The following is a 21381-nucleotide window of genomic DNA, read 5'->3' as shown; positions in this document are numbered from 1 at the left end:
GAACCCATAAAGACCGGGGTCGGCTTCACCCGCCCATGGTGACGAGAAGCTCGTCCAGCTGCTCGAACTGCTCGGTAAATCCACCTGTGCTCTCGGAGGCGATAGCCTTGTCGAGGGCGTCCTTCGAGGGATAGAGGTCGTGGAGGACGACGAAGGTTTCGCTACCCCGTTCCTCGAAGGTCACTGTGGTGACGACTCCATTTTCGCCGCCTTCGTCATTCGTCCAGACGAGGCGGGAGGGCGGTGTCACTTCGATGTACCGGCCGAAGAACGCCATGGGCTGCTCTAGGGATGCGTGGTCGAATACCAACCGGTATGTGCCCCCGGTACGAACATCCATCTCGCAGGAAAGCAGGGTCAATCCAGACGACTTCGGGACCCACCACCGTTTGAACAGATCGGGCCTGGTCCATGCCTCGAACACGATATGCGCCGGGCCGTTGAAGGTTCGCGTGACGACGAGCTCGCGCTCCGACTTCCGTTCTGCTGTCGTGAGATTCTTCATTGGCGCAGGCTCACTTTCTGTTCTTTGGCCCATCGGCCATTTTCTTCTGCTTCAGTTCCTCGACAACCTCGTCCAATTTGTCGAAGCGTGAAGCCCAGAGCTGCCGGTAGGCCTCGATCCATGCTGTTTCTTCGGCCAGTTGGCGCGGACCGAGTTTGCAGGTTCGCACGCGCCCGAGCTTTTTTGTGGTGACGAGCCCTGCCTGTTCCAGGACGCCGATATGTTTCTTCATGCCCGTGAGGGTCATGTGGAACTTGTCGGCAAGGTCCGTGATCGAGGCGTCTGAACGCCCGAGCTGCTCAAGGACGCCGCGTCTTGTGGCGTCCGAGAGCGCGGCGAACGAGGCGTCGAGGCGGGTTGTCGTATACTGAACCATACGGTTCAGTATATAGCGCGCAGATTTGCGGCACGCAAGAGGAGGCTGGGCGCGGAGTTGGCAGAGGCTTTAAGGCCTAATCTTCGTCGGAGCCCTTGCGGCGGCTCTTGGCGGCCTCGTCTTCGACGTAAGACAGGTTCTGATCGAAGACCACGCGGTCTTTACCGGCAAGGATAACGAAGCGCTTCCCGCGCATGCGGCCGATCAAAGTGAGCCCGGCTTTGCGAGCAAGATCGACGCCCCAGGCCGTAAAGCCCGAACGCGAAATCAAAGTCGGAATGCCCATGCGCACGGTTTTGATCACCATTTCGGAGGTGAGGCGGCCGGTCGTGTAGAAGATCTTCGTGCCCGGATCGACCTTCTCGCGGTACATCCAGCCGGCGATCTTGTCGACGGCGTTATGACGGCCGACATCTTCCATATAGACGAGCGGCCGGTCTTCCTCGCACAGCACACAGCCATGAATGGCGCCGGCCTTCAGATAGATCGAGGGCGTCGTGTTGATCGCGTTCTGCAGCCGGTAGAGCCAGGATGTGCGAACTTCCGTCTTCGGTAGTTCGACCGTCTCGATCGCTTCCATCAGGCTGCCGAAGGTCGTTCCCTGCGCGCAGCCGGATGTCAGTACGCGCTTCTTCAGTTTTTCCTCGTAATTCGTTTTCCGCTCGGTGCGCACGACGACAACGGAAAGATCCTCGTCGTAATCGACGCCCGTGACCTCGTCTTCCGGCAGCAGCATGTTCTGATTGAGGAGATAGCCGAGCGCTAAAAGATCCGGATGATCGCCGATCGTCATCATGGTGACGATCTCCTGCGCATTCAGATAAAGCGTCAGCGGCCGCTCGACGACGACGGAGATTTCCGCCGGCGCGCCATTCTCATCCACACCGGTGACCGTTTCGGTCAGGCGCGGATCGTCGGGCTGCGGAGCAACCAGAAAAGAGCCGAGTTTTGTGTCGTCCTTCATCTCGCCTCAGATAGGTATGGCAGGCCTTTGGCGCCATGCCGCGGGTTCAGCGGTTGAACAGGACCTTTCCGCATTCGCTGGCATCGTAATCGCCCAGCCTGTCGGCCTGGGCCTTGAATTCCGGCGTGCGCGCGAATTCGAAAAGCTTCTGTAAAGGCGGCTCGAGCAGTTCGCGGCGGCGGCAGGCGAGGTCGAAGCGCTCGCGATGCAGCGGCACGAAAGCAAGATTGAATCTCCGTGCTACGGCGCTGACGGCGATGCCGCAATCGGCATGGCCGTCGAGAATGGCGAGCGCGACGTCGGTCTGCGTCTGTGCAGGACGCGGCAGGAGTTTCAGATCGGAACGCGAAAGATTTGCCTGCGCGAGCAGGCGGTCGAGCAGGATTTCGGTGCCGGAGCCATCCTGGCGGGGAATAAACCGTGCGCCCTTCTGGGCCGCATCGCGGATCGAGTTGAGGCCGAGCGGATTGCCCGCCGCGGTGAGAAGGCATTGCTGGCGCCACGCCCAATGCACGACGACGACATCAAACAGAGCAGAGGCTTCGCGCGCCGCTTTGATATTGCCGCTGTTCTCGCCTTTGTCCTCTTCGCCGAAATGGATCCCGGCCGCGACGGCGCCGCCGGCCGCGAGGCGGACGAGACCGGCCGAGGAGCCCTCGACGAGGCCCGCAAGCCCGGCGCCGGACTCGCGCAGAGCCCATTCCAGCAGAGGATCGCTGGAGCCGCCGATAATCGGCGGCGGCGCGATCAGCCGCGGGTCCTGCAGCTCGATATGCGCCTCGATCCAGCGGTCAACGAGATTGCGCGGGAAGAGCAGCTTTCCGGTGGCTCGGGAGCAGGGGATCTCCTTGCGGGCGACAAGGTCGTAGATCGTCCTCTCCTTGACCCGGAGATAGGCGGAGACCTCGGACGTCGTCATATGGTCTGTCATTTCATGCAATTTCCTGCATGTATTCCATCGTTGCGGGCAGATAAGCACGGAAGCTAAACAGGCGCAATTGCAGCCGCGGTGACTTCACGTGCCCGACGCCTTGGCATCAGCCATCAATCTCGTGACGAGCGGCGACCCGGAACTTGGCCGGATCGTCCTCCTGTCGCTGCGCGTCACCCTGTCGGCTTTGCTGATGGCCGCCCTGATCGGCCTGCCGCTTGGCGCCTTTCTGGCGATCTCCCGGTTTTCGGGCCGCGGCGTCCTCGTCGTCATTCTGAATGCTTTGATGGGTTTCCCACCGGTTGTTGCGGGCCTCCTGATCTATCTCCTGCTGTCGCGGTCCGGTCCGCTGGGCGCGCTCGGCATGTTGTTCACGCCGGGCGCGATGATCGTCGCGCAGACCGTGCTCATCCTGCCGATCATCATCTCGCTCACCCGCCAGGTGATCGAGGATCTGTGGGCGGACTATGAAGAGCAGCTGCGCTCGCTCGGCTCTTCGCGCCTGCGGGCCGTGCCGACTTTGCTCTGGGACGGACGATACAGCCTCATCACCGCGCTGCTTGCAGGTTTCGGCCGCGCCACGGCAGAAGTCGGTGCGGTGATGATCGTCGGCGGCAATATTGCCGGCTACACGCGCACCATGACGACGGCGATCGCGCTTGAGACGAGCAAGGGCGATCTCGCACTGGCGCTCGCGCTCGGCATGATCCTGATGACGCTGACGCTTGCGCTGAATGCGGGTGCGTTCGGCACCGCAAAACTCGCGCAGCGCATCGGTGGGTGATGTGATGCACGGCGCGCTCTCCATTCTTCCGCTGCGCATCCGCGGTCTTGGGCTCGCACGAAACGGCCGCGATCTTTTGAGCGGCGTCAGCGCCGATCTTCTACCCGGCGCACCGAGCGTGATCCTCGGGCCGAACGGCGCCGGCAAAAGCCTTTTCCTGAAACTCTGTCACGGCCTGATCGCGCCGACGTCGGGCACAATCGAATGGAGCGCTCCGGCGGCGCGTGCGCATGCGATGGTGCTGCAGCGCCCTGTGCTACTGCGCCGTTCGGGCCGCGCGAATGTTGTGCACGCGCTTGCGCTTCAAGGTCTCTCAAGCACCGAACGCGCAAACCGCGCCGATGAGGTTCTCGAGCGCTTCGGCCTCACATCGATCGCCGCGCGTCCGGCGCGCGTTCTGTCCGGCGGCGAGCAGCAGCGGCTTGCCATCGCCCGTGCTTTCGCGCTTGCGCCGCAGGTTCTATTCCTCGACGAGCCGACATCGGCGCTCGATCCGGGCGCAACGCGTGCCGTCGAAGAGATGATCGGAACGATTGCGCGCGAAGGCACGAAAATCGTCATGGCGACGCACGATCTCGGCCAGGCGCGGCGTCTTGCCGGTGATGTCCTGTTTTTCCATGGCGGCCGGCTTGTTGAGCAGACATCCGCTTCGGCGTTTTTCGGCAAACCGCAAACCGATGAAGCGGGCGCTTTTCTGCGCGGCGATCTTCTGTGGTGATTTTGAAGGGAGCATAAAATGAGAAATCTGAAACATCTGGCCGTTGCGACGGCTCTCGCCCTTGCGAGCTTTACCGCGCCGTCGTCGGCGCAGGACCGTTCGATCACGGTGGCCTCGACCACCTCGACCGAGCAGTCGGGCCTGTTCGGCTACCTCCTGCCGCTGTTCAAACAGAAGTCGGGTATTGACGTGCGCGTGATTGCGCAGGGCACCGGCCAGGCGCTCGATACGGGCCGCCGCGGCGATGCCGATGTCGTTTTCGTCCACGACACCCCGTCCGAAGAGAAGTTCGTCGCGGAAGGCGCCGGTGTGAAGCGTTTCCCGGTGATGTATAACGACTTCGTCATCGTCGGACCGAAATCCGATCCCGCCGGCGTAAAGGGCACAAAAGACGTTGCCACCGCGCTGAAGAAGATTGCCGATGCGAAAGCGCCGTTTGCTTCGCGCGGCGACGATTCCGGTACGCACAAAGCCGAGTTGCGTCTGTGGAAGGCGGCGGGCGTCGATCCGAAAGCGATCGGCGACTCCTACAAATCGACGGGTTCGGGCATGGGCCCGACGCTCAACACCGCATCTTCGCTCAACGCTTATGCGCTGACCGATCGCGGCACCTGGCTCGCGTTCAAAAATCGCGGCGAACTTGACGTCGCGGTCGAGGGCGATGCCAAACTGTTCAACCAGTACGGCGTCATTCTCGTGAACCCCGAAAAATATCCGACCGTGAAGAAGGATGACGGGCAGGCCTTTATCGACTGGCTGATTTCGCCGGAAGGCCAGCAGGCCATCGCCGGCTACAAGATCGGCGGCGAGCAGCTCTTCTTCCCGAACGCCAAGGGCTCGTCCTGAGAATACGGTGCGGGCGCGCTGTGCGGCGCGCCCGTGTCGTCACCCGCCGCGGAAACCTTTGATGCGGTCGTCGCCGACGCCGATCGCCGGTTTGAAATGGGCGGAGCGGGCGGCCTCGAGGATGGAGTCGATAAAACTCTCATACCCGCCTTTGCTGTGCTCGTGCTCGGTGGGCTGGACGCCGCCCGAATAGGTGCTGCCGGCCATGGCCTCCGCCGCGCCGGGCTCGAAGGCGCTGAGGAAGATTTCATCGCTTTCGGGATCGTTTTCAGCCACATGCTGGGACATCCGGACAAGGTCGAAGGCGCCTTCCGGGTCCGGAGCGGACATGATTTTGACCCCGTGAATGACGGTGGCATTGCCCTGGATGTTCCGCGAGCCATCCTGTTCCCAGGCATCCATAGGATAGATTTCGCAGATCGTGGCTCGGTCGTTCACATTGGCGCGGGTCATGGCTCTCTCCGTCCCTCGGGCACCCGGTAAACGCCTATCCTGCCGTGGCGTTCGGGCGCGTGAGAAGCTTTAAAAGCTTGATAGACAGCGCCTATCGGCCCATTTGCCTCGACAATTAGCCATTTTGCCTTGCAAATTCCTGCAATCAGCACGCCACGACTTTCAGAGTGTAAACACAGCAAGATTCCGCTGCGCTGGAAAGCGTTGTGGCATCTGGCATTTTTCTTTCGGAATGTTATTTTTAAGTGATCTAAATAGACATTCCATATCGAGCAAGGCCAACGACGTGAGCGCGCCGAGCACTGACCTTAAAATTCCCGGAAAAGACGTTCCGGCCCGCAGCATCCACCCCGGATCGGGCCGCCGCAAGACCCGCGACCAGCAGAAGGGCCGCCAGGTCGACCCGAAGTCCCTGGAAGAGGTTCGCGAGATCCTCGGCACCCGCTCGCGGCAGCCCGACCTCCTGATCGAGCATTTGCATCTGATCCAGGACAAATATCACTGCCTGCACGCCCGGCATCTGGCAGCTCTGGCCAAGGAAATGCGGCTGGCCCTCGTCGAGGTCTATGAGGTCGCGAGCTTCTACGCCCATTTCGACATCGTGCTCGACGGCGAAAAAACGCCGCCCGACCTCACGATCCGCGTCTGCGACTCCCTTTCGTGCGAGCTTGCCGGTTCGGCGCAGCTCCAGAAGGCCCTGGAAGCCGGTATGGACCCGAATAAGGTCCGCGTCGTGCGCGCGCCCTGCATGGGCGGCTGCCATAATGCGCCGGTCGTTGCGATCGGCCATTCGCTGCACGAACATGCGACGCCCGAGAGCGTCAAGAAAGTCATCGCCAGCGGCGATACGCATGCGCATGTTCCCGATTACATCCCGTTCGAGAAATATGTCGCGGGCGGCGGCTACAAGCTGCTGAAGGAATGTCTGGACGGCACACGCACCGTCGACAGCATCATCGCAACGCTGGAAGACAGCGGCATTCGCGGTCTTGGCGGCGCCGGTTTCCCGACCGGCCGCAAATGGAAATTCGTGCGCGCCGAACCCGGCCCGCGCCTCATGGCAATCAATGGCGACGAGGGCGAGCCCGGCACGTTCAAGGATCGCCACTATCTCGAAACCGATCCGAACCGCTTCCTCGAAGGCATGCTGATCGGCGCCTGGGCGGTCGAAGCGACGGATGTCTATATCTATCTGCGCGATGAATATCCGCAGTGCCGCGAAATCCTGCACACCGAGATCGCCAAGCTCGAAGCGGCGGGACTTTCGATCCACACCAAGATCCATATGCGCCGCGGCGCCGGTGCCTATATCTGCGGCGAAGAATCCGCGATGCTGGAATCGATCGAAGGCAAGCGCGGCCTGCCGCGTCACAAGCCGCCGTTCCCGTCGGTCGTCGGCCTTTTCGGCCGGCCGACGCTCATCAACAATATCGAGACCGTCTATTGGGTGCGCGAACTTGTTGAGAAGGGCGGCGCCTGGTTTGCATCGCATGGCGCCAACGGCCGCAAGGGCCTGCGCACATTCTCGGTGTCGGGTCGCGTCAAGAAGCCGGGCGTCAAGCTCTGCCCGGCCGGCATCACGCTGAAAGAACTGGTCGACCAGTATTGCGGCGGCATGCTCGATGGCCACACGCTGAAGGCCTATCTGCCGGGCGGCCCGTCGGGCGGCATCCTGCCGGCATCTATGGCCGACATCCCGCTTGATTTCGGCACGCTCGAACAGCACGGCTCGTTCATCGGCTCGGCGGCGGTCGTTGTCCTGTCCGACAAGGACTCGATGCGCGACGTCACGGTCAATCTGCTGAAGTTCTTCGAGGACGAAAGCTGCGGCCAGTGCACGCCGTGCCGCGTCGGCACCGAGAAGGCCGTCCATCTCATCACTCAGCCCCAATGGGACGAAGCTCTGCTTCAGGAGTTGATGAAGGTAATGGGCGATGCCTCGATCTGCGGTCTCGGCCAGGCGGCCATGAACCCGATCAAACTTGTCCTGAAACATTTCCGCGACGACTTTAAGTCGCTCGCCCCGGCTGAATAAGGGTCACAAAGATGCTCGACGGCATTTCCTTTACGCTCGATGGCGAAGAAGTCACCGCCGCTCCCGGCGAGACGATCTGGCAGGTCGCGAACCGCAAGGGCACGGAGATCCCGCATCTCTGCTACGCGCCCAAGCCCGGCTATCGTCCGGACGGCAATTGCCGCGCCTGTATGGTCGAAGTCGAAGGCGAGCGTGTGCTTGCTGCCTCCTGCGTGCGCAAGCCCTCGCCGGGCATGAAGGTTCATTCGGCGTCGGAGCGCGCGAAAGCCTCGCGCAAGCTCGTGTTCGAGCTTCTTCTCGCCGATCAGCCGGACCGCGCCGTTGCGCACGATCCGAATTCGCATTTCTGGGAACAGGCGGATGAAATCGGTCTTGCGACGAGCCGCTTCCCCGAGCTCGAGCGTCCGAACAAGATCGACGATATGAGCCATGTTGCGATGGCGGTGCAGCTCGATGCCTGCATCCATTGCAATCTGTGCGTCCGCGCCTGCCGTGAAGTTCAGGTGAACGATGTTATCGGCATGGCCTTCCGCGGCCACACCGAACAGATCGTGTTCGACTTCAACGATCCGATGGGCAACTCGACCTGCGTTGCTTGCGGCGAGTGCGTCCAGGCCTGCCCGACGGGTGCGCTGATGCCGGCGACGCAGATCGCCGAAGACGGCACCTACACCAATCATCCCGATCGCACCGTCAATTCGGTCTGTCCGTATTGCGGCGTCGGCTGCCAGCTCGAATACCAGATCAAGGACGACAAGATCATCGCGGTCGACGGCCGCGACGGTCCGGCCAACCAGAACAGACTCTGCGTCAAAGGCCGCTTCGGCTTCGACTACGCCCACCACGCCGATCGTCTGACCGTGCCGCTTATCCGCAAGGAAGGCGTCTCCAAGCACGATGTCGACATCGATCCGATGAACCCTTTCACCCATTTCCGGGAAGCGACCTGGGAAGAGGCGCTCAAGGTCGCGTCGAGCGGGCTTGCGAAGATCCGCGACGAGCGCGGCGGCAACGCGCTGGCCGGCTTTGGTTCGGCGAAGGGCTCGAACGAAGAGGCTTATCTCTTCCAGAAGCTCGTGCGCACCGGCTTCGGCACCAACAATATCGATCACTGTACGCGTCTGTGCCACGCCTCCTCGGTGTCGGCGCTGATCGAAGGCGTCGGTTCGGGCGCGGTGTCGGCGCCGTTCATGGCGGCGGAAGACGCCGAAGTCATCGTCGTCATCGGCGCCAACCCGACCGAAAACCATCCGGTCGCTGCGACCTTCTTCAAGAATGCCGCCGAGCGCGGCGCAAAGCTCGTCGTGATGGATCCGCGCGGTATCGCGATGGCGCGTCACGCCACGCATATGCTGCAGTTCAAGCCTGGACGCGACGTGTCCATGCTGAACGCGATGCTGCACACGATCATCGAGGAAGGCCTCTACGACAAGCAGTACGTCCAGGCGAACACCGAGGACTTCGACAAGCTCGCGGCGAACGTGAAGAACTATCCGCCCGAAGAGATGGAAAAGGTCTGCGGTATTCCCGCCGAAAAGCTTCGCGAAGTCGCGCGTCTTTACGCCCGCTCGAGCGCCTCGATCATCTTCTGGGGCATGGGCATTTCGCAGCACATTCACGGCACGGACAACAGCCGCTGCCTGATCGCGCTGTCGCTCGTCACCGGCCAGATCGGACGTCCGGGCACCGGCCTTCATCCGCTGCGCGGCCAGAACAACGTGCAGGGCGCTTCCGATGCCGGCCTGATCCCGATGTTCTATCCGGACTACAAATCGGTCGAAGATCCCGAAGTCCATGCCTGGTACGAAAAGTACTGGAACACCAAGCTCGACAACAAACGCGGCCTGACCGTGGTCGAGATTATGGATGCGATCCACGCGGGCAAGATCAAGGGTTGCTATATCGAGGGCGAAAACCCCGCGATGTCGGATCCCGACGTCAACCATGCGCGCGAAGCGCTGGCGATGCTCGATCATCTCGTCGTGCAGGACATCTTCCTGACCGAGACGGCGAAATATGCCGACGTCGTTCTGCCGGCGTCCGCATGGCCGGAAAAGGACGGCACCGTCATCAACACCAACCGCCAGGTCCAGATGGGCCGCGCGGCGGTGCCGCTGCCGGGCAAAGCGCGTCAGGATCTGTGGATCATCCAGGACATGGCGCGCGGTCTCGGTCTCGACTGGAACTACAAGCACGTCTCCGAGGTCTATGCCGAGATGGCCGGCGCCATGCCGTCCCTCAACAACATCACCTGGGAGCGCGTCGAGCGCGAGGAATCGGTCACTTACCCGGCCGACAGTCTCGAAACGCCCGGCCATGACATCGTCTTCGGCAACGGCTTCCCGACGAAGACGGGCCGCGGCAAGTTCGTGCCGGCAAAGCTCATCAACCCGGCTGAAGAGCCCGATCTCGACTATCCGCTGGTTCTGACCACCGGACGCCAGCTCGAGCATTGGCACACGGGTTCGATGACGCGCCGCTCCAACGTTCTGGATGCGGTCGAGCCGGAAGCGGTGGCGTATATGTCGCCGCACGATCTGACACGCGCCGGCATCAATACCGGCGATTACATGCTCGTCTCCTCGCGCCGTGGCACGATCCGCCTGAAGGCCCGTATCGATGACCGGATGCCGGTCGGCCTCGTGTTCATCCCCTTCGCTTATGCGGAAGCGGCGGCGAACACGCTGACGAACCCGCAGCTCGATCCGTTCGGCAAGATCCCGGAGTTCAAATACTGCGCGATCAAGATCGAAAAGGACCGCGTTCCGGCGCAGGCGGCAGAGTAAAATCGCAGAAGCCGGCAGGCCTTAAGGCCTGTTTTGTCAGCAACTTTAAGCCCGCCCCAAAAGGGCGGGCTTTATTGTTCCGGCCGCCAGGTCGCCCATTGCCTTTAAGGACATTCCCGCCTGCTTCTGGCCGTCTTTTCCGGGCCATGGTAACTCCCGGCAACGTGATTCCGGGCCGCTGCCCGGAGAACCCGTGCCCGGTCTTCGGGGCATCCGGTCAGCGGGCAAAGTTTTGGGGCCAGCCAGAGTGAACGCGAAAGCCAAGGACAAACCGCAACGGGACAGTCTCAAGCTGATCCACCGTGTCCTCAGAGAGAACAGCCGCAAGTATCTGCCGCGCTATCTCTTGGCGTTCGGCATGATGGCGGTCGTCTCCGGCCTGACGGGCGCCAGCGCATGGATCATGAAAAGCATCTTCAACGATGTTCTCGTCGCGCGCGATGCCACTTTGATCCTCGCGCTCGCGCTCGGCGTCTTCATCATTTATGCGGGCCGCGGCCTTGCCGATTACGGCCAGACCGTTGTGATGAACAGCGTCGGCCGCACAATGGTTTCAGAACAGCAGCAGCGCATTCTCACGCATCTCCTTGCCCAGGACATGCGCTTCTACAACACGGCCAGTGTCGGCCATGTCATCGTGATTCTGACACAGGGCGCCGAGTCGATCCGCAGCATCATGAATCTGATCCTGACCAGTCTTGGAAAGGATACGCTGTCGCTGATCAGCCTTGGCACCGTGATGGTGCTAATGGATCCGATCCTTTCTGCCATCGCCTTTGTGGTGACACCGGCGGCGCTTCTGTCGCTCGGTTCGATCAAGAAGCGCATCCGCTCGCTCGGCAAGCTTGAATTCCAGGGCGTTGCGCATGTCTTCTCCGGCGTCAAAGAAGCGATGATCGGCATTCGCGTCGTCAAAAGTTTCGGCCTTGAGCCGCGCATTCTCGGCGAACTGAACGGCGTCATCGATCGCGCGGCGAAGCAGGGCATGAAGATAGGCAATCTCAGCGCCCGGTCGGGCCCGATCATGGAGGCGCTGGTCGGCGTCGCTATGGCTGCCATCATCATGTATGCGGGCTACGGCATTGCGGGCGGTGCGCGCGATGCGGGTTCGCTTCTGGCGTTCCTTGCGGCCCTGCTTCTGACTTATGCCCCGGCGAAAAATCTCGCCCGTCTTCATTTGAGCATCGAGACCACCTTGATTGGCGTAGAAATGTTCTACGCGTTCATCGACTCGCCCGCGGGGCTCCAGGACGTGCCGGATGCGAAGCCGCTTGCAATCGGACGCGGCGATGTCGAATTGCGCAATGTCAGCTTTTCTTACGGCGATGCGGCGGCAGCTCTCATCGACACATCCATACATTTTCCGGCAGGTAAAATGTCGGCCTTGGTCGGCGGATCAGGCGCCGGCAAATCGACGATTTTCTCGCTGATCGAGCGTTTTTACGCGCCGCAGTCCGGCAGCGTCGTGATCGACGGGCAGGATATCTCGAAGGTGACGACCGCGTCGCTGCGCGACAATATCGCTTTCGTCACGCAGGACTCGTTCCTGTTCGAAGGCTCGATATACGATAATATCCGCTCCGGTCGCTGGGAGGCGACCGAAGACGATATTATTGCCGCGGCGAAAGCCGCCAATGCGCATGAGTTCATCATCGCCCATCCCGAAGGCTATCAGCGCGTGGCGGGCGAGGGCGGCGCCAATCTGTCCGGTGGGCAGAAGCAGCGCATCGCGATTGCGCGCGCCATGCTGCGCAATGCGCCAATCCTGCTGCTCGATGAGGCGACGTCGGCGCTCGACGCGGCATCCGAGGTCAAAGTGCGCGATGCGCTCAACGAGCTGATGAAAGGACGCACCACGATCGTCATCGCTCACCGGCTGTCGACGGTGCGTCAGGCCGATATCATTCATGTCATGGAAGCCGGCCGCCTGATCGAGTCCGGCACGCATGAGCAACTCGTCAAGCAGCGCGGCATCTATGCCGAACTCAGCGCCCTGCAATTGACTGCCGATCCTGTCGTTCCCGCGGCGGCCGAGTAGCGCCGCCGTGTCGGACGAACCGCCGGACAATTCCGCGCAGATGGCCTCGACGGCCTTTCGCCTGGCTGCGCTCGACAGCGATTTCCTGCTCGGCGATTCGACGCGCGGTGTGCGTTTTCTGCTCGAATATCAGAAAGCCGAAGAACGGCTGCGCGCCTGGGGCATACGTACGACGATCGTCGTTTTCGGCTCGGCGCGCATTCTGCCGGGCGGCAGCGATAATCCTGATCATGCGAGCGCGCCGCTGCCTCCGGGCGCTGAACCGCGTTCCGGCGCAAGCTCTGCACATTGGTATGAAGAGGCGCGCTCTTTCGGTCGGATCGCGTCGCAGCGCGGCGGATCGCTTCACCCGAGCGACGGCGTGCTCGACAATGTCATCGCGACGGGCGGGGGTCCCGGCATAATGGAAGCGGCCAATCGCGGCGCGGTGGATGCTGGCGCGCCCTCCATTGGTTTCAATATCCGTCTGCCGTTCGAGCAGGAGCCGAACGCCTATTCGACGCCCGATCTGACATTCCAGTTTCACTACTTTGCTATGCGCAAGATGCATCTGGCGATGCGCGCCGCTGCGCTTGTGGTGTTCCCGGGCGGTTTCGGCACGATGGACGAGCTGTTTGAAATCCTGACTCTGCGCCAGACCGAGAAGGCCCCTCCCATTCCCATCGTCCTGTTCGGTCGCGCCTACTGGACGAAAGTCATTAATTTCCAGGCCCTTCTGGACGAGGGCATGATCCACAAGGACGATCTCGGCCTTTTCGATTTTGCCGAGACCGCCGAAGAGGCGTGGGCGTGTCTTGTCCGTAAAGGGCTGATGATCCGCCAGACGCCGGAACGCGATATCTGACTTATATCACGTATTAAACACGTATAATCGTATCTTTAACAGGTTTAGAATAGGTGTTATCTAAACCTCTGTGGTGGCCGTAACTTGCGGCCCGAACTTGGTGCGATGCGCTATTTTCCGATTTTCATCGATCTCAAGGATCGGCCGGTTTTTGTGTTCGGCGGTGGCGAGCCGGCGCTGAACAAAACGCGCCTGCTGCTGAAAGCCGGCGCGCGGGTCACGGTCTTTGCCGATGATGCCGAGGCGGAAATCAAAAGCCTCGCCGCATTGGGCAAAATCGAGATCGCACCCGTCTGTGATCCTGAAGCCGTCGATTTGTCCGGCCTTGCAGCCATCGTCTCGTCGGCGGGCGATCCGACCGACAGCGTGATCTCACGCCGCGCGCGTGCGCTGTCCATCCCGGTCAATGTCGTCGACCGCACCGAACTCTGCTCCTTCATCACGCCCGCCATCATCGACCGCGGCACCGTGCTTGCGGCGATCGGCACGGAAGGGGCCGCCCCCGTTCTCGCGCGTCGTCTCAGGGCGAAGATCGAAGCGCTGCTGCCGGCGCGTCTCGGTGATCTTGCCGATCTCATCGGCTCGCGCCGCGCAAAACTTGCGGAGAGTGCGCATGACGTGTCTGCGCGCCGCGCCTTCTGGGAAAAGATCGTCGACGGACCGATCGGAGCGGCCGCGCTCGACGGACGCCTTGAAGATGCAGCGACCGCGCTCGATGCGGAAATTTCCGGCCGGCTGAAGGACGAACAGCGTCAGGGCGTCGTCTATCTCGTCGGCGCAGGTCCCGGCGATCCGGAACTTCTGACGCTGAAGGCGCTGCGCGTCCTGCAGGACGCCGACATTATTTTCCACGACGATCTCGTCACCCCGGATATTCTCGATCTGGCGCGCCGCGACGCGGAACGCGTTTTCGTCGGCAAGCGCGCCGGCCAGAAATGCGTCGCCCAGCGCGACATAAATACCGAGCTTGCGGCCTCCGCCCGCCGTGGTCTGCGCGTCGTGCGGCTGAAGGGCGGCGATCCGTTTGTGTTCGGCCGCGGCGGCGAGGAGCTCGAACATCTGGAAGAGCAGGGGATCGACGTTGTCGTCGTTCCCGGCATCACGGCGGCGCTCGGCTGTGCGGCGGAAGCGGGCCTGCCGCTTACCTATCGCAAGGAATCGGCGCGTCTGACTTTGCTTACCGCGCATCGCGCTGCGGATGCCGAGGCCATCGACTGGAGCGGGCTCGTACGGCGCGACACGACGCTTGCCGTGTATATGGGCCGCGCCACCTGTTCGGTCGTGGCCGATGGTTTGATCTCCGCCGGCCGCGATCCGGAAACTCCCGTCGTCGTCATCGCGCGCGGCACGCGCCCGGATGCGCATTCGGTGGCCGGTACGCTGAAAGAATTGCCTTCGCTCGTCAAAGAAGTCGGCGAGGGGCCGGCGCTTCTTGTTCTCGGTCAGGTCGTGCGCCGTTCGCGTCCCTGGCGTGCGCGTTTGGGCGCCGCGATTTCCGCGCTGTCGAAGCGCTCCACGCCTGCCCCCGAAAAAATAGAAGGGGTCGAATAATGTTCGATCTCATGACCGCCCCCGAAAATGCCAAGGTGAAAGTGCGCGCCAGCGAGCTGAACGGGCTCGTCTCCTATCTGCCGCCGCAGGAAGTTCTGCGCGCCATTCTGGCGGAAGAGTTCGAAGGCGGTGTCGGCGTCGTTTCGTCCTTCGGCACGGAATCGGCGGTGCTGCTGCATATGGTGGCTGAGATCGATCCGACGACGCCGATCGTCTTCCTCGATACCGGCATGCTGTTTCCCGAAACGCTCGCCTATCGCGACGAGTTGCAGAAGCGTCTCGGCCTCACCGATATCCGCGTCTTTACGCCCGATCCGGAAGATCATGCGCGCCTCGATCCCGAGGACATGCTCTGGTCGACCGATGTCGATGCCTGCTGCGGCTATCGCAAGGTCGCGCCGCTCGCCAAGGCGCTCGAAGGCTTCGGCGCCTGGATCAATGGCCGCAAACGCTATCACGGCGATACCCGCGCAAATCTGACGGTCGTCGAACCCGATGGCGACCGGATCAAGGTCAACCCGCTGGCCACTTTGGACGGCCAGGAGATCCAGTCCTATTTCATCGCGCATCATCTGCCGCTGCATCCGCTGCAGAAGCTCGGCTTTTCATCGATCGGCTGCATGCCTTGCACCAGCCGCACCGCCCCGGGCGAGGCCGCCCGCGCCGGCCGCTGGCGTGGTAGTGCCAAGACCGAATGCGGCATCCATCTCTCTGAAGTTTAACAGGTTTTATCGTTCACCCGGGGATCGCGGGAACAGCGTGTCGAACAAGAATACACAAAATATATTAGTGTAATATGTGAAATAACGAATTTTCTATGGTGCTTATTGACAATTCCCGATCATCACGACAGAAATACTCGACATATGCCGTGGCCAATCGGGGTTTCGGCGAAGCTGGGTGAATTAGAATGTTGAAGAAACTCATTGCCTCTGCAGCGGTCGTGACCCTGCTGACGGTTCCGGCTTTTGCGGCCGAACTCCTGAACGTGTCCTACGATCCGACCCGCGAGCTCTATGTCGAGTTCAACAAGGCCTTCGCTGCCAAGTGGAAGAAGGACAAGGGCGAAGATCTCACCATCAAGCAGTCGCACGGCGGCTCGGGCAAACAGGCCCGCTCGGTGATCGACGGCCTCGAAGCCGATGTCGTGACGCTGGCGCTCGCCTATGACGTCAACGAGATCGCCAAGAAGGATCTCATCGCCAAGGATTGGCAGTCGAAGCTCGCTCAGAACTCGGCTCCCTACACCTCGACGATCGTGTTCCTCGTCCGTAAGGGCAATCCGAAGGGCATCAAGGATTGGGGCGATCTCATCAAGGGCGACGTCCAGGTGATCACGCCGAACCCGAAGACCTCGGGCGGCGCCCGCTGGAACTATCTCGCGGCTTGGGAATATGCGAAGCGCGCCAATGGCGGCTCGGATGAAAAGGCTCAGGAATTCGTGAAGACGCTCCTGCAGCACGTTCCGGTGCTCGACACCGGCGCCCGCGGCTCGACCGTCACCTTCACCGAGCGCGGCCAGGGCGACGTTCTCCTCGCTTGGGAAAACGAAGCCTACCTCGCCGTCAACGAACTCGGCGCCGACAAGTATGAAATCGTCACGCCGAGCCTGTCGATCCTCGCCGAACCGACCGTCGCGGTCGTCGACAAGGTCGTCGACAAGAAGGGCACGCGCGAAGTTGCGACCGCCTACCTGAACTATCTCTACTCGCCGGAAGGCCAGGAGATCGCTGCCAAGAACTACTATCGTCCGCGTGACGAAGCAGTGGCCGAGAAGTACAAGGGCAAGTTCGCCAAGGTCGAACTCTTCACGATCGACCAGGCGTTCGGCGGCTGGGATAAGGCCCAGACGACGCACTTCTCGGACGGCGGCACGTTCGACAAAATCTACACCAAGTAAGTGCAGGACGCGGGAGCGCAGGTATGACATCTCTTTCTGTCGTGCGCTCCCGCGCGGCACCAAAAACAGTGATCCCGGGTTTCGGGATCACTTTTGGTTTAACGCTCGCCTGGCTCAGCCTGATCGTTCTGATCCCGCTGGCCGGGCTTTTCCTCAAGACGTTCGAGCTGACCTGGGACCAGTTCATCGGCGTCGTCTTGAGCACCCGCGTTCTGAACGCGCTGAAAATCTCGTTCGGCCTTTCTCTCGTCGCCGCTGCGATCAACACCGTCTTCGGCTTTGCCGTTGTCTGGGCGTTGACGCGTTATGAATTTCCCGGCCGGCGCATTTTCGACGCCATCGTCGATATTCCCTTTGCGTTGCCCACGGCCGTCGCCGGTATCGCGCTGACGACGCTTTATGCGCCGAACGGCTGGCTCGGCGCGCCGCTTCAGGCCATCGGCATCAAGGTTGCCTATACGCCACTCGGCATTCTCATTGCGATGATCTTCATCGGCCTGCCATTTGTCGTGCGCACCGTTCAGCCCGTGCTGATCGATCTCGAAACCGAGCTTGAAGAGGCGGCTGCGAGTCTTGGCGCCAATCGCTGGCAGGTCATCACCAAGGTCGTCGTGCCGACTCTTATCCCGGCATTGCTGACGGGTTTTGCGCTCGCTTTCGCGCGAGCCGTCGGTGAATACGGTTCGATCATCTTCATCGCCGGCAATCTGCCGAACGTCTCGGAAATCGCGCCGCTCCTGATCATCATCCGGCTTGAAGAGTTCCACTATGCGGACGCGACGGCGATCGCCGTTGTCATGTTGGTCGCGAGCTTCATCCTGCTCTTCATTATCAACGGGCTGCAGCGCTGGTCCGAAAAACGCAGCGCGGCATTCTGATCATGACGCTCGAAATCCAAGCCGAAGCCCTGGATTATACCGACGCCGTTCCCACGGTGGCTGCGCCCGCGCGGACCGCGAGAAATCCGCGTCCCGTGCGTACCGAACCGGCGCCCGTGCGCTGGGCCATCATCACGATTGCGCTCGGCTTTTTGAGTCTCTTCATCGTCCTGCCGCTGCTCACCGTGTTCACGCAGGCTTTCTCGAAGGGCTGGGAACTTTATATCGCCGCGATCACCGATCCGGATGCGGTGCATGCGATCAAGCTCACTCTGCTGGCCGCCGCGATCGCGGTTGCGACCAATCTCGTCTTCGGCCTCGTAATGGCATGGTCGGTCGCGAAGTTCGAATTCAAGGGAAAGAGTTTCCTCATTTCCCTGATCGATCTTCCGTTCTCGGTTTCGCCCGTCGTCGCCGGTCTGATCTATGTTCTGATCTTCGGCGCGCAGGGCTTTTTCGGCTCTTGGTTCATCGATCACGACATCAAGATCATTTTCGCCCTGCCGGGCATCGTGCTGGCGACGATCTTCGTGACCTTTCCTTTCGTGGCGCGCGAACTTATTCCGCTGATGCAGGAACAGGGCACGTCGGAAGAAGAAGCCGCGATCTCGCTCGGAGCCTCCGGCTGGCAGACCTTCCTCAAGGTCACGCTGCCGAATGTGAAGTTCGCGCTGCTTTACGGGGTTCTGCTCTGCAACGCCCGCGCTATGGGCGAATTCGGCGCCGTGTCGGTCGTGTCGGGCCATGTCCGCGGCGAGACCAATACTATGCCGCTGCATATCGAAATCCTCTATAACGAGTACCAGTTCGCCGCGTCGTTCGCGGTCGCCTCGCTGCTCGCTTTCCTTGCTCTCGTTACCTTGGTGCTCAAAACCATTCTCGAGCACCGCATCGCGGAAGATCGCCGATGAACATCGATGTCCAGAACGTCACCAAGAATTTTGGAGCCTTCAAGGCGCTCGACGATGTCAGCCTGAAGATCCGCTCCGGCGAGCTGATTGCTCTGCTCGGGCCTTCGGGGTCCGGCAAGACGACGCTCTTGCGCATCATCGCCGGCCTCGAATGGCCCGATGGCGGCGCGGTACGCTTTGACGGCGAAGATGCGCTGAGCCTGACGGTGAAAGAGCGCGATGTCGGTTTCGTGTTCCAGCATTACGCGCTGTTCCGCCATATGACGGTGTACGAGAACATCGCCTTCGGTCTGCGCGTGCGTCCGCGCAATGAGCGCCAGCCGGAATTTGCCATCAAGCAGAAGGTCGAGGAACTGCTGCATCTCGTGCAGATCGGTTCGCTCGCCGGCCGCTATCCCTCGCAGCTGTCGGGCGGTCAGCGTCAGCGTGTTGCGCTGGCGCGCGCGCTCGCCATCGAACCGCGCGTTCTTCTGCTCGACGAGCCGTTCGGCGCGCTCGATGCCAAAGTGCGAAAAGATCTGCGCCGCTGGCTGCGCAATCTGCATTCCGAGCTGCACGTCACTTCGATCCTCGTGACGCATGATCAGGAAGAGGCGCTCGAAGTCTCCGACCGTGTCGTCGTGATGGGGCAGGGCAAGATCGAACAGGTCGGCACGCCGTCCGAAGTCTATGACAGCCCGGCCACCGCCTTCGTGCACGATTTCATCGGCGAGAGCGTTGCTCTGCCGATCCTCGGCCAGGGCAAATCGGTGAGCGTCGGCGGCAAGACCATCGCCATCGATGCGCAGGGTGTCGAAGGAAAAGGCCGTCTTTTCGTGCGGCCGCACGATATCGAGATCAGCCAGCCCGGCCCGAATGCGCTGGACGGCAAGGTTCTCGCCGTCCGCCGTTTCGGCCCGACGCACCGCGTCGATCTCGAGGTGCCGGTCGATGGCGGCAAGGCGACGATCGAGGCGGCCGTGCCCGCCGGCCGCGTGCCGGTGATCGGGGAGAAGGTTGGCCTTATCCCCGAACGCTATCGCGTGTTTGCCGGCTGATCAGTAATCGCTGCGGGCTGAGACGAGAACGCCGTCTTCGACTTCGCAGGTGACCGGAGACGTCCGGCTGCCTTCGCGATAATCGATACGGATATCGGCGCGCACGATCTGGCCAAAGCGCGTTTCCCGAACCGAATAGATGTCGCCGATCTCCGCATCATAGGCGCCGTAGCGGCGCGCCGCATCGAGCATGCCCTGGCGGCAGGCGGCGATGGCTTCGCTCGCTTCTTCGCCGCGATCGTAGCGGCCGTAATAGGCCGGCGGCGGAGGAGGCGGCGGTGCATCGTAGACATAACGGTCGTCGCGGCTGTCGGCAGCTGCGGTCGCCGCGAGCGCGCCGAGGAAGATGCCGGCACCGAGAATCCCGACGGCGGCGCCGCCATTGTTGTGATGGTGATGATGGTGGTGCCGCGGGCCGGCTTCGGCGTTAACAGTTAAGGCGGCGAAAGCGGCGAGCGCCGGAACGATACGCAGATACTTCATGGCTTCATCCCCTCACGGCCTTGCGGCCGAATTGGGGAGATCATTGCCCCGTTTTTCTGAACGGCAAGTGAACGGTCAGATCCGGTCGCGCAGGGCGTACCAGAGCATGGCGAGGATCATCAGCGGATGGCGCAGCGCCGTGCCGCCGGGGAAGGACGGAACCGGAAGACGCGCCAGGCAGTCGAACCGCTCGAACGTGCCGGAGATCGCTTCCGCCATAATGTAGCCGGCGAAGGGCGCCAGCGACACGCCCTGGCCGGAATAACCCGCCGCCATCAGAACGTTCGGCGCAAGACGCCGGATCAGCGGAAATCGCGTCGGCGTAATCCCGACAATGCCGCTCCAGGCATAATCGAACTCGACATCTTTCAGGTCCGGGAAAATCTGCGCCATCGCCTTGCGGACAAGGCTGCCGGGATCGTCGACATGAACGTTCGAATAGCTTTCGCCGCCGCCGAAGAACAGGCGGCCATCGTCCATCGGCTTGTAATAATTGACGACGAAACGGCTGTCGGCGACCGCCATGTCCGAGGTCAGATATTTTTTCATCTTCTTGCCGAGCGGCTTTGTGACGCCGATGGTCGAAGCGATCGGCAAGATGCGCACATCCGCCATCGGCACGAGATCGTGCATCAGGGCATCGCCGGCAACGAGCACCCAGTCGGCGGTGACCTCGCCGTTTTCGGTGACGACTTTGGCTTTCTTGCCATTGTCGATGCGCAGCGCCTTGGTGTGTTCGAAAATCTCCGCGCCGTTCTTGACCGCGGCGCGGGCAAGTCCGCGCGCATATTTCAACGGATGAAGATGCCCGCCGCCGCGATCGATCCAGCCGCCGTGATAATCGTCGGATTTGATAAGCGCGCGGACTTCCTCGCGGTCGAGCTTTTCGGCAAGATCGTAAGCATACCGATTTTTCAGATGGTCGACATAAGCGTGCGAGTCGGCGACATAGCGGGCGCGGTGATCGGGAAAGATGTGGCCGTCATGGCGCTCGACATCGATCTTGTATTTCTTCAAGACCTTATCGAGCCGCTTTACGCTGTCCTGCGCGATTTCCCATAAAAGATAGGCTTCCGAGCGTCCGAAGCGCTTTTCAAGTTCCATCTGATCGCGGCGCAGGCCGCGATGGATCTGGCCGCCATTCCTGCCCGACGCGCCGGAGCCGACTTCGTTCTGTTCGAGGACGATCACCGAATAGCCGCGCTCGGCCAGTGCGAGCGCCGCGCCGAGGCCGGTAAAGCCCGCGCCGATGACGCAGACATCGGTGCGCTTTTTGCCCTTCAGCGATGAAAGCTTCTTCAGCGGCTTGGCCGTCGCCTCATAATAGGTCTCGGCCATGCG

General features: G+C 61.7%; 20 protein-coding genes. 13 read left to right on the top strand and 7 right to left on the bottom strand.

Annotated elements, in window-relative coordinates; genetic code table 11:
- Nucleotides 1-25 precede the first annotated feature (25 nt).
- The 4 genes from IZ6_RS13075 to IZ6_RS13060 all read right to left on the bottom strand — a co-directional run bounded on the left by IZ6_RS13075 (nt 26) and on the right by IZ6_RS13060 (nt 2776).
- On the bottom strand, nt 26-505 hold the full coding sequence (locus tag IZ6_RS13075; protein ID WP_225873906.1) for an SRPBCC family protein: 480 nt from the start codon (nt 503-505) through the stop codon (nt 26-28).
- Between the two features lie 10 nt (nt 506-515).
- The gene (locus IZ6_RS13070; RefSeq protein ID WP_222875484.1) at nt 516-881 is read right to left on the bottom strand and encodes an ArsR/SmtB family transcription factor; all 366 of its coding nucleotides are present in this window, start codon (nt 879-881) and stop codon (nt 516-518) included.
- Between the two features lie 76 nt (nt 882-957).
- Nucleotides 958-1845 (bottom strand): formate dehydrogenase accessory sulfurtransferase FdhD, encoded by an 888-nt coding sequence (locus tag IZ6_RS13065; RefSeq protein ID WP_222875483.1) that lies wholly within the window; start codon nt 1843-1845, stop codon nt 958-960.
- Nucleotides 1846-1891: 46 nt separating this feature from the next.
- Nucleotides 1892-2776, bottom strand: coding sequence for a helix-turn-helix transcriptional regulator (locus tag IZ6_RS13060; RefSeq protein ID WP_222875482.1), 885 nt, complete (start codon nt 2774-2776; stop codon nt 1892-1894).
- Between the two features lie 88 nt (nt 2777-2864).
- On the opposite strand from IZ6_RS13060, the gene IZ6_RS13055 reads away from it, so the two are divergent.
- The 3 genes from IZ6_RS13055 to IZ6_RS13045 are packed head-to-tail and all read left to right on the top strand — an operon-like array spanning nt 2865 to nt 5124.
- Nucleotides 2865-3560, top strand: a complete 696-nt coding sequence (locus IZ6_RS13055) for an ABC transporter permease (RefSeq protein ID WP_222875481.1) — start codon at nt 2865-2867, stop codon at nt 3558-3560.
- A 4-nt stretch (nt 3561-3564) separates the two neighbouring features.
- Nucleotides 3565-4278 carry an ATP-binding cassette domain-containing protein gene (locus IZ6_RS13050; protein WP_222875480.1) on the top strand — a complete coding sequence of 238 codons (714 nt, stop codon included), beginning with the start codon at nt 3565-3567 and terminating at the stop codon, nt 4276-4278.
- Nucleotides 4279-4296: 18 nt separating this feature from the next.
- On the top strand, nt 4297-5124 hold the full coding sequence (locus IZ6_RS13045) for an ABC transporter substrate-binding protein (protein ID WP_222875479.1): 828 nt from the start codon (nt 4297-4299) through the stop codon (nt 5122-5124).
- A gap of 39 nt (nt 5125-5163) precedes the next feature.
- Here IZ6_RS13045 and IZ6_RS13040 read toward each other — a convergent pair whose 3' ends face one another.
- A complete protein-coding gene (locus IZ6_RS13040) occupies nt 5164-5577 on the bottom strand; it encodes a hypothetical protein (RefSeq protein ID WP_222875478.1) in 414 nt (137 codons plus the stop codon).
- Between the two features lie 286 nt (nt 5578-5863).
- On the opposite strand from IZ6_RS13040, the gene IZ6_RS13035 reads away from it, so the two are divergent.
- From IZ6_RS13035 to IZ6_RS12990, 10 genes are all read left to right on the top strand, one after another.
- The gene (locus IZ6_RS13035) at nt 5864-7612 is read left to right on the top strand and encodes an NAD(P)H-dependent oxidoreductase subunit E (protein ID WP_420825553.1); all 1749 of its coding nucleotides are present in this window, start codon (nt 5864-5866) and stop codon (nt 7610-7612) included.
- Between the two features lie 11 nt (nt 7613-7623).
- Complete coding sequence (gene fdhF, locus IZ6_RS13030; RefSeq protein ID WP_222875476.1) at nt 7624-10398, top strand: formate dehydrogenase subunit alpha; 2775 nt, start codon at nt 7624-7626, stop codon at nt 10396-10398.
- 247 nt (nt 10399-10645) lie between these two features.
- Nucleotides 10646-12436, top strand: coding sequence for an ABC transporter ATP-binding protein (locus IZ6_RS13025; protein WP_222875475.1), 1791 nt, complete (start codon nt 10646-10648; stop codon nt 12434-12436).
- A 40-nt stretch (nt 12437-12476) separates the two neighbouring features.
- A complete protein-coding gene (locus tag IZ6_RS13020) occupies nt 12477-13280 on the top strand; it encodes an LOG family protein (protein ID WP_222877633.1) in 804 nt (267 codons plus the stop codon).
- Between the two features lie 105 nt (nt 13281-13385).
- The gene (gene cysG, locus IZ6_RS13015) at nt 13386-14831 is read left to right on the top strand and encodes a siroheme synthase CysG (RefSeq protein ID WP_222875474.1); all 1446 of its coding nucleotides are present in this window, start codon (nt 13386-13388) and stop codon (nt 14829-14831) included.
- On the top strand, nt 14831-15553 hold the full coding sequence (locus tag IZ6_RS13010) for a phosphoadenylyl-sulfate reductase (protein WP_222875473.1): 723 nt from the start codon (nt 14831-14833) through the stop codon (nt 15551-15553). Before cysG ends, IZ6_RS13010 begins: the two co-directional genes overlap by 1 nt.
- Nucleotides 15554-15741: 188 nt before the next feature.
- Nucleotides 15742-16731, top strand: coding sequence for a sulfate ABC transporter substrate-binding protein (locus IZ6_RS13005; RefSeq protein ID WP_222875472.1), 990 nt, complete (start codon nt 15742-15744; stop codon nt 16729-16731).
- Nucleotides 16732-16754: 23 nt separating this feature from the next.
- The gene (gene cysT, locus IZ6_RS13000) at nt 16755-17609 is read left to right on the top strand and encodes a sulfate ABC transporter permease subunit CysT (RefSeq protein ID WP_222875471.1); all 855 of its coding nucleotides are present in this window, start codon (nt 16755-16757) and stop codon (nt 17607-17609) included.
- Between the two features lie 2 nt (nt 17610-17611).
- A complete protein-coding gene (gene cysW, locus IZ6_RS12995; protein WP_222875470.1) occupies nt 17612-18520 on the top strand; it encodes a sulfate ABC transporter permease subunit CysW in 909 nt (302 codons plus the stop codon).
- Nucleotides 18517-19557: a sulfate/molybdate ABC transporter ATP-binding protein gene (locus tag IZ6_RS12990; protein WP_222875469.1), complete on the top strand. Its 1041-nt coding sequence runs from the start codon at nt 18517-18519 to the stop codon at nt 19555-19557. The genes cysW and IZ6_RS12990 overlap by 4 nt, the downstream gene beginning before the upstream one ends.
- Here IZ6_RS12990 and IZ6_RS12985 read toward each other — a convergent pair whose 3' ends face one another.
- Both IZ6_RS12985 and IZ6_RS12980 read right to left on the bottom strand, forming a co-directional pair.
- Nucleotides 19558-20040, bottom strand: a complete 483-nt coding sequence (locus IZ6_RS12985; protein ID WP_222875468.1) for a hypothetical protein — start codon at nt 20038-20040, stop codon at nt 19558-19560. It abuts the gene before it with no gap.
- Nucleotides 20041-20115: 75 nt separating this feature from the next.
- Complete coding sequence (locus IZ6_RS12980; protein WP_222875467.1) at nt 20116-21378, bottom strand: NAD(P)/FAD-dependent oxidoreductase; 1263 nt, start codon at nt 21376-21378, stop codon at nt 20116-20118.
- Nucleotides 21379-21381 lie beyond the last annotated feature (3 nt).

Source organism: Terrihabitans soli, from assembly GCF_014191545.1.
Classification (GTDB): Bacteria; Pseudomonadota; Alphaproteobacteria; order Rhizobiales; family Methylopilaceae; genus Flaviflagellibacter; species Flaviflagellibacter soli.
The sequence above is the reverse complement of the archived record's forward strand: the minus strand, read 5'-3'. Positions and strand labels throughout refer to the sequence as shown.

Bases quoted from the DNA above. Each gene is read 5' to 3' on its own strand.
- fdhF (WP_222875476.1), top strand. From the start codon at position 7,624: ATGCTCGACGGCATTTCCTTTACGCTCGATGGCGAAGAAGTCACCGCC.
- IZ6_RS13050 (WP_222875480.1), top strand. From the start codon at position 3,565: ATGCACGGCGCGCTCTCCATTCTTCCGCTGCGCATCCGCGGTCTTGGG.
- IZ6_RS13060 (WP_222875482.1), bottom strand. From the start codon at position 2,776: ATGACAGACCATATGACGACGTCCGAGGTCTCCGCCTATCTCCGGGTC.
- IZ6_RS13040 (WP_222875478.1), bottom strand. From the start codon at position 5,577: ATGACCCGCGCCAATGTGAACGACCGAGCCACGATCTGCGAAATCTAT.
- IZ6_RS13070 (WP_222875484.1), bottom strand. From the start codon at position 881: ATGGTTCAGTATACGACAACCCGCCTCGACGCCTCGTTCGCCGCGCTC.
- IZ6_RS13020 (WP_222877633.1), top strand. From the start codon at position 12,477: ATGGCCTCGACGGCCTTTCGCCTGGCTGCGCTCGACAGCGATTTCCTG.
- IZ6_RS12990 (WP_222875469.1), top strand. From the start codon at position 18,517: ATGAACATCGATGTCCAGAACGTCACCAAGAATTTTGGAGCCTTCAAG.
- IZ6_RS13005 (WP_222875472.1), top strand. From the start codon at position 15,742: ATGTTGAAGAAACTCATTGCCTCTGCAGCGGTCGTGACCCTGCTGACG.
- IZ6_RS13065 (WP_222875483.1), bottom strand. From the start codon at position 1,845: ATGAAGGACGACACAAAACTCGGCTCTTTTCTGGTTGCTCCGCAGCCC.
- IZ6_RS13075 (WP_225873906.1), bottom strand. From the start codon at position 505: ATGAAGAATCTCACGACAGCAGAACGGAAGTCGGAGCGCGAGCTCGTC.
- cysG (WP_222875474.1), top strand. From the start codon at position 13,386: ATGCGCTATTTTCCGATTTTCATCGATCTCAAGGATCGGCCGGTTTTT.
- cysW (WP_222875470.1), top strand. From the start codon at position 17,612: ATGACGCTCGAAATCCAAGCCGAAGCCCTGGATTATACCGACGCCGTT.
- cysT (WP_222875471.1), top strand. From the start codon at position 16,755: ATGACATCTCTTTCTGTCGTGCGCTCCCGCGCGGCACCAAAAACAGTG.
- IZ6_RS13010 (WP_222875473.1), top strand. From the start codon at position 14,831: ATGTTCGATCTCATGACCGCCCCCGAAAATGCCAAGGTGAAAGTGCGC.
- IZ6_RS12980 (WP_222875467.1), bottom strand. From the start codon at position 21,378: ATGGCCGAGACCTATTATGAGGCGACGGCCAAGCCGCTGAAGAAGCTT.
- IZ6_RS13045 (WP_222875479.1), top strand. From the start codon at position 4,297: ATGAGAAATCTGAAACATCTGGCCGTTGCGACGGCTCTCGCCCTTGCG.
- IZ6_RS12985 (WP_222875468.1), bottom strand. From the start codon at position 20,040: ATGAAGTATCTGCGTATCGTTCCGGCGCTCGCCGCTTTCGCCGCCTTA.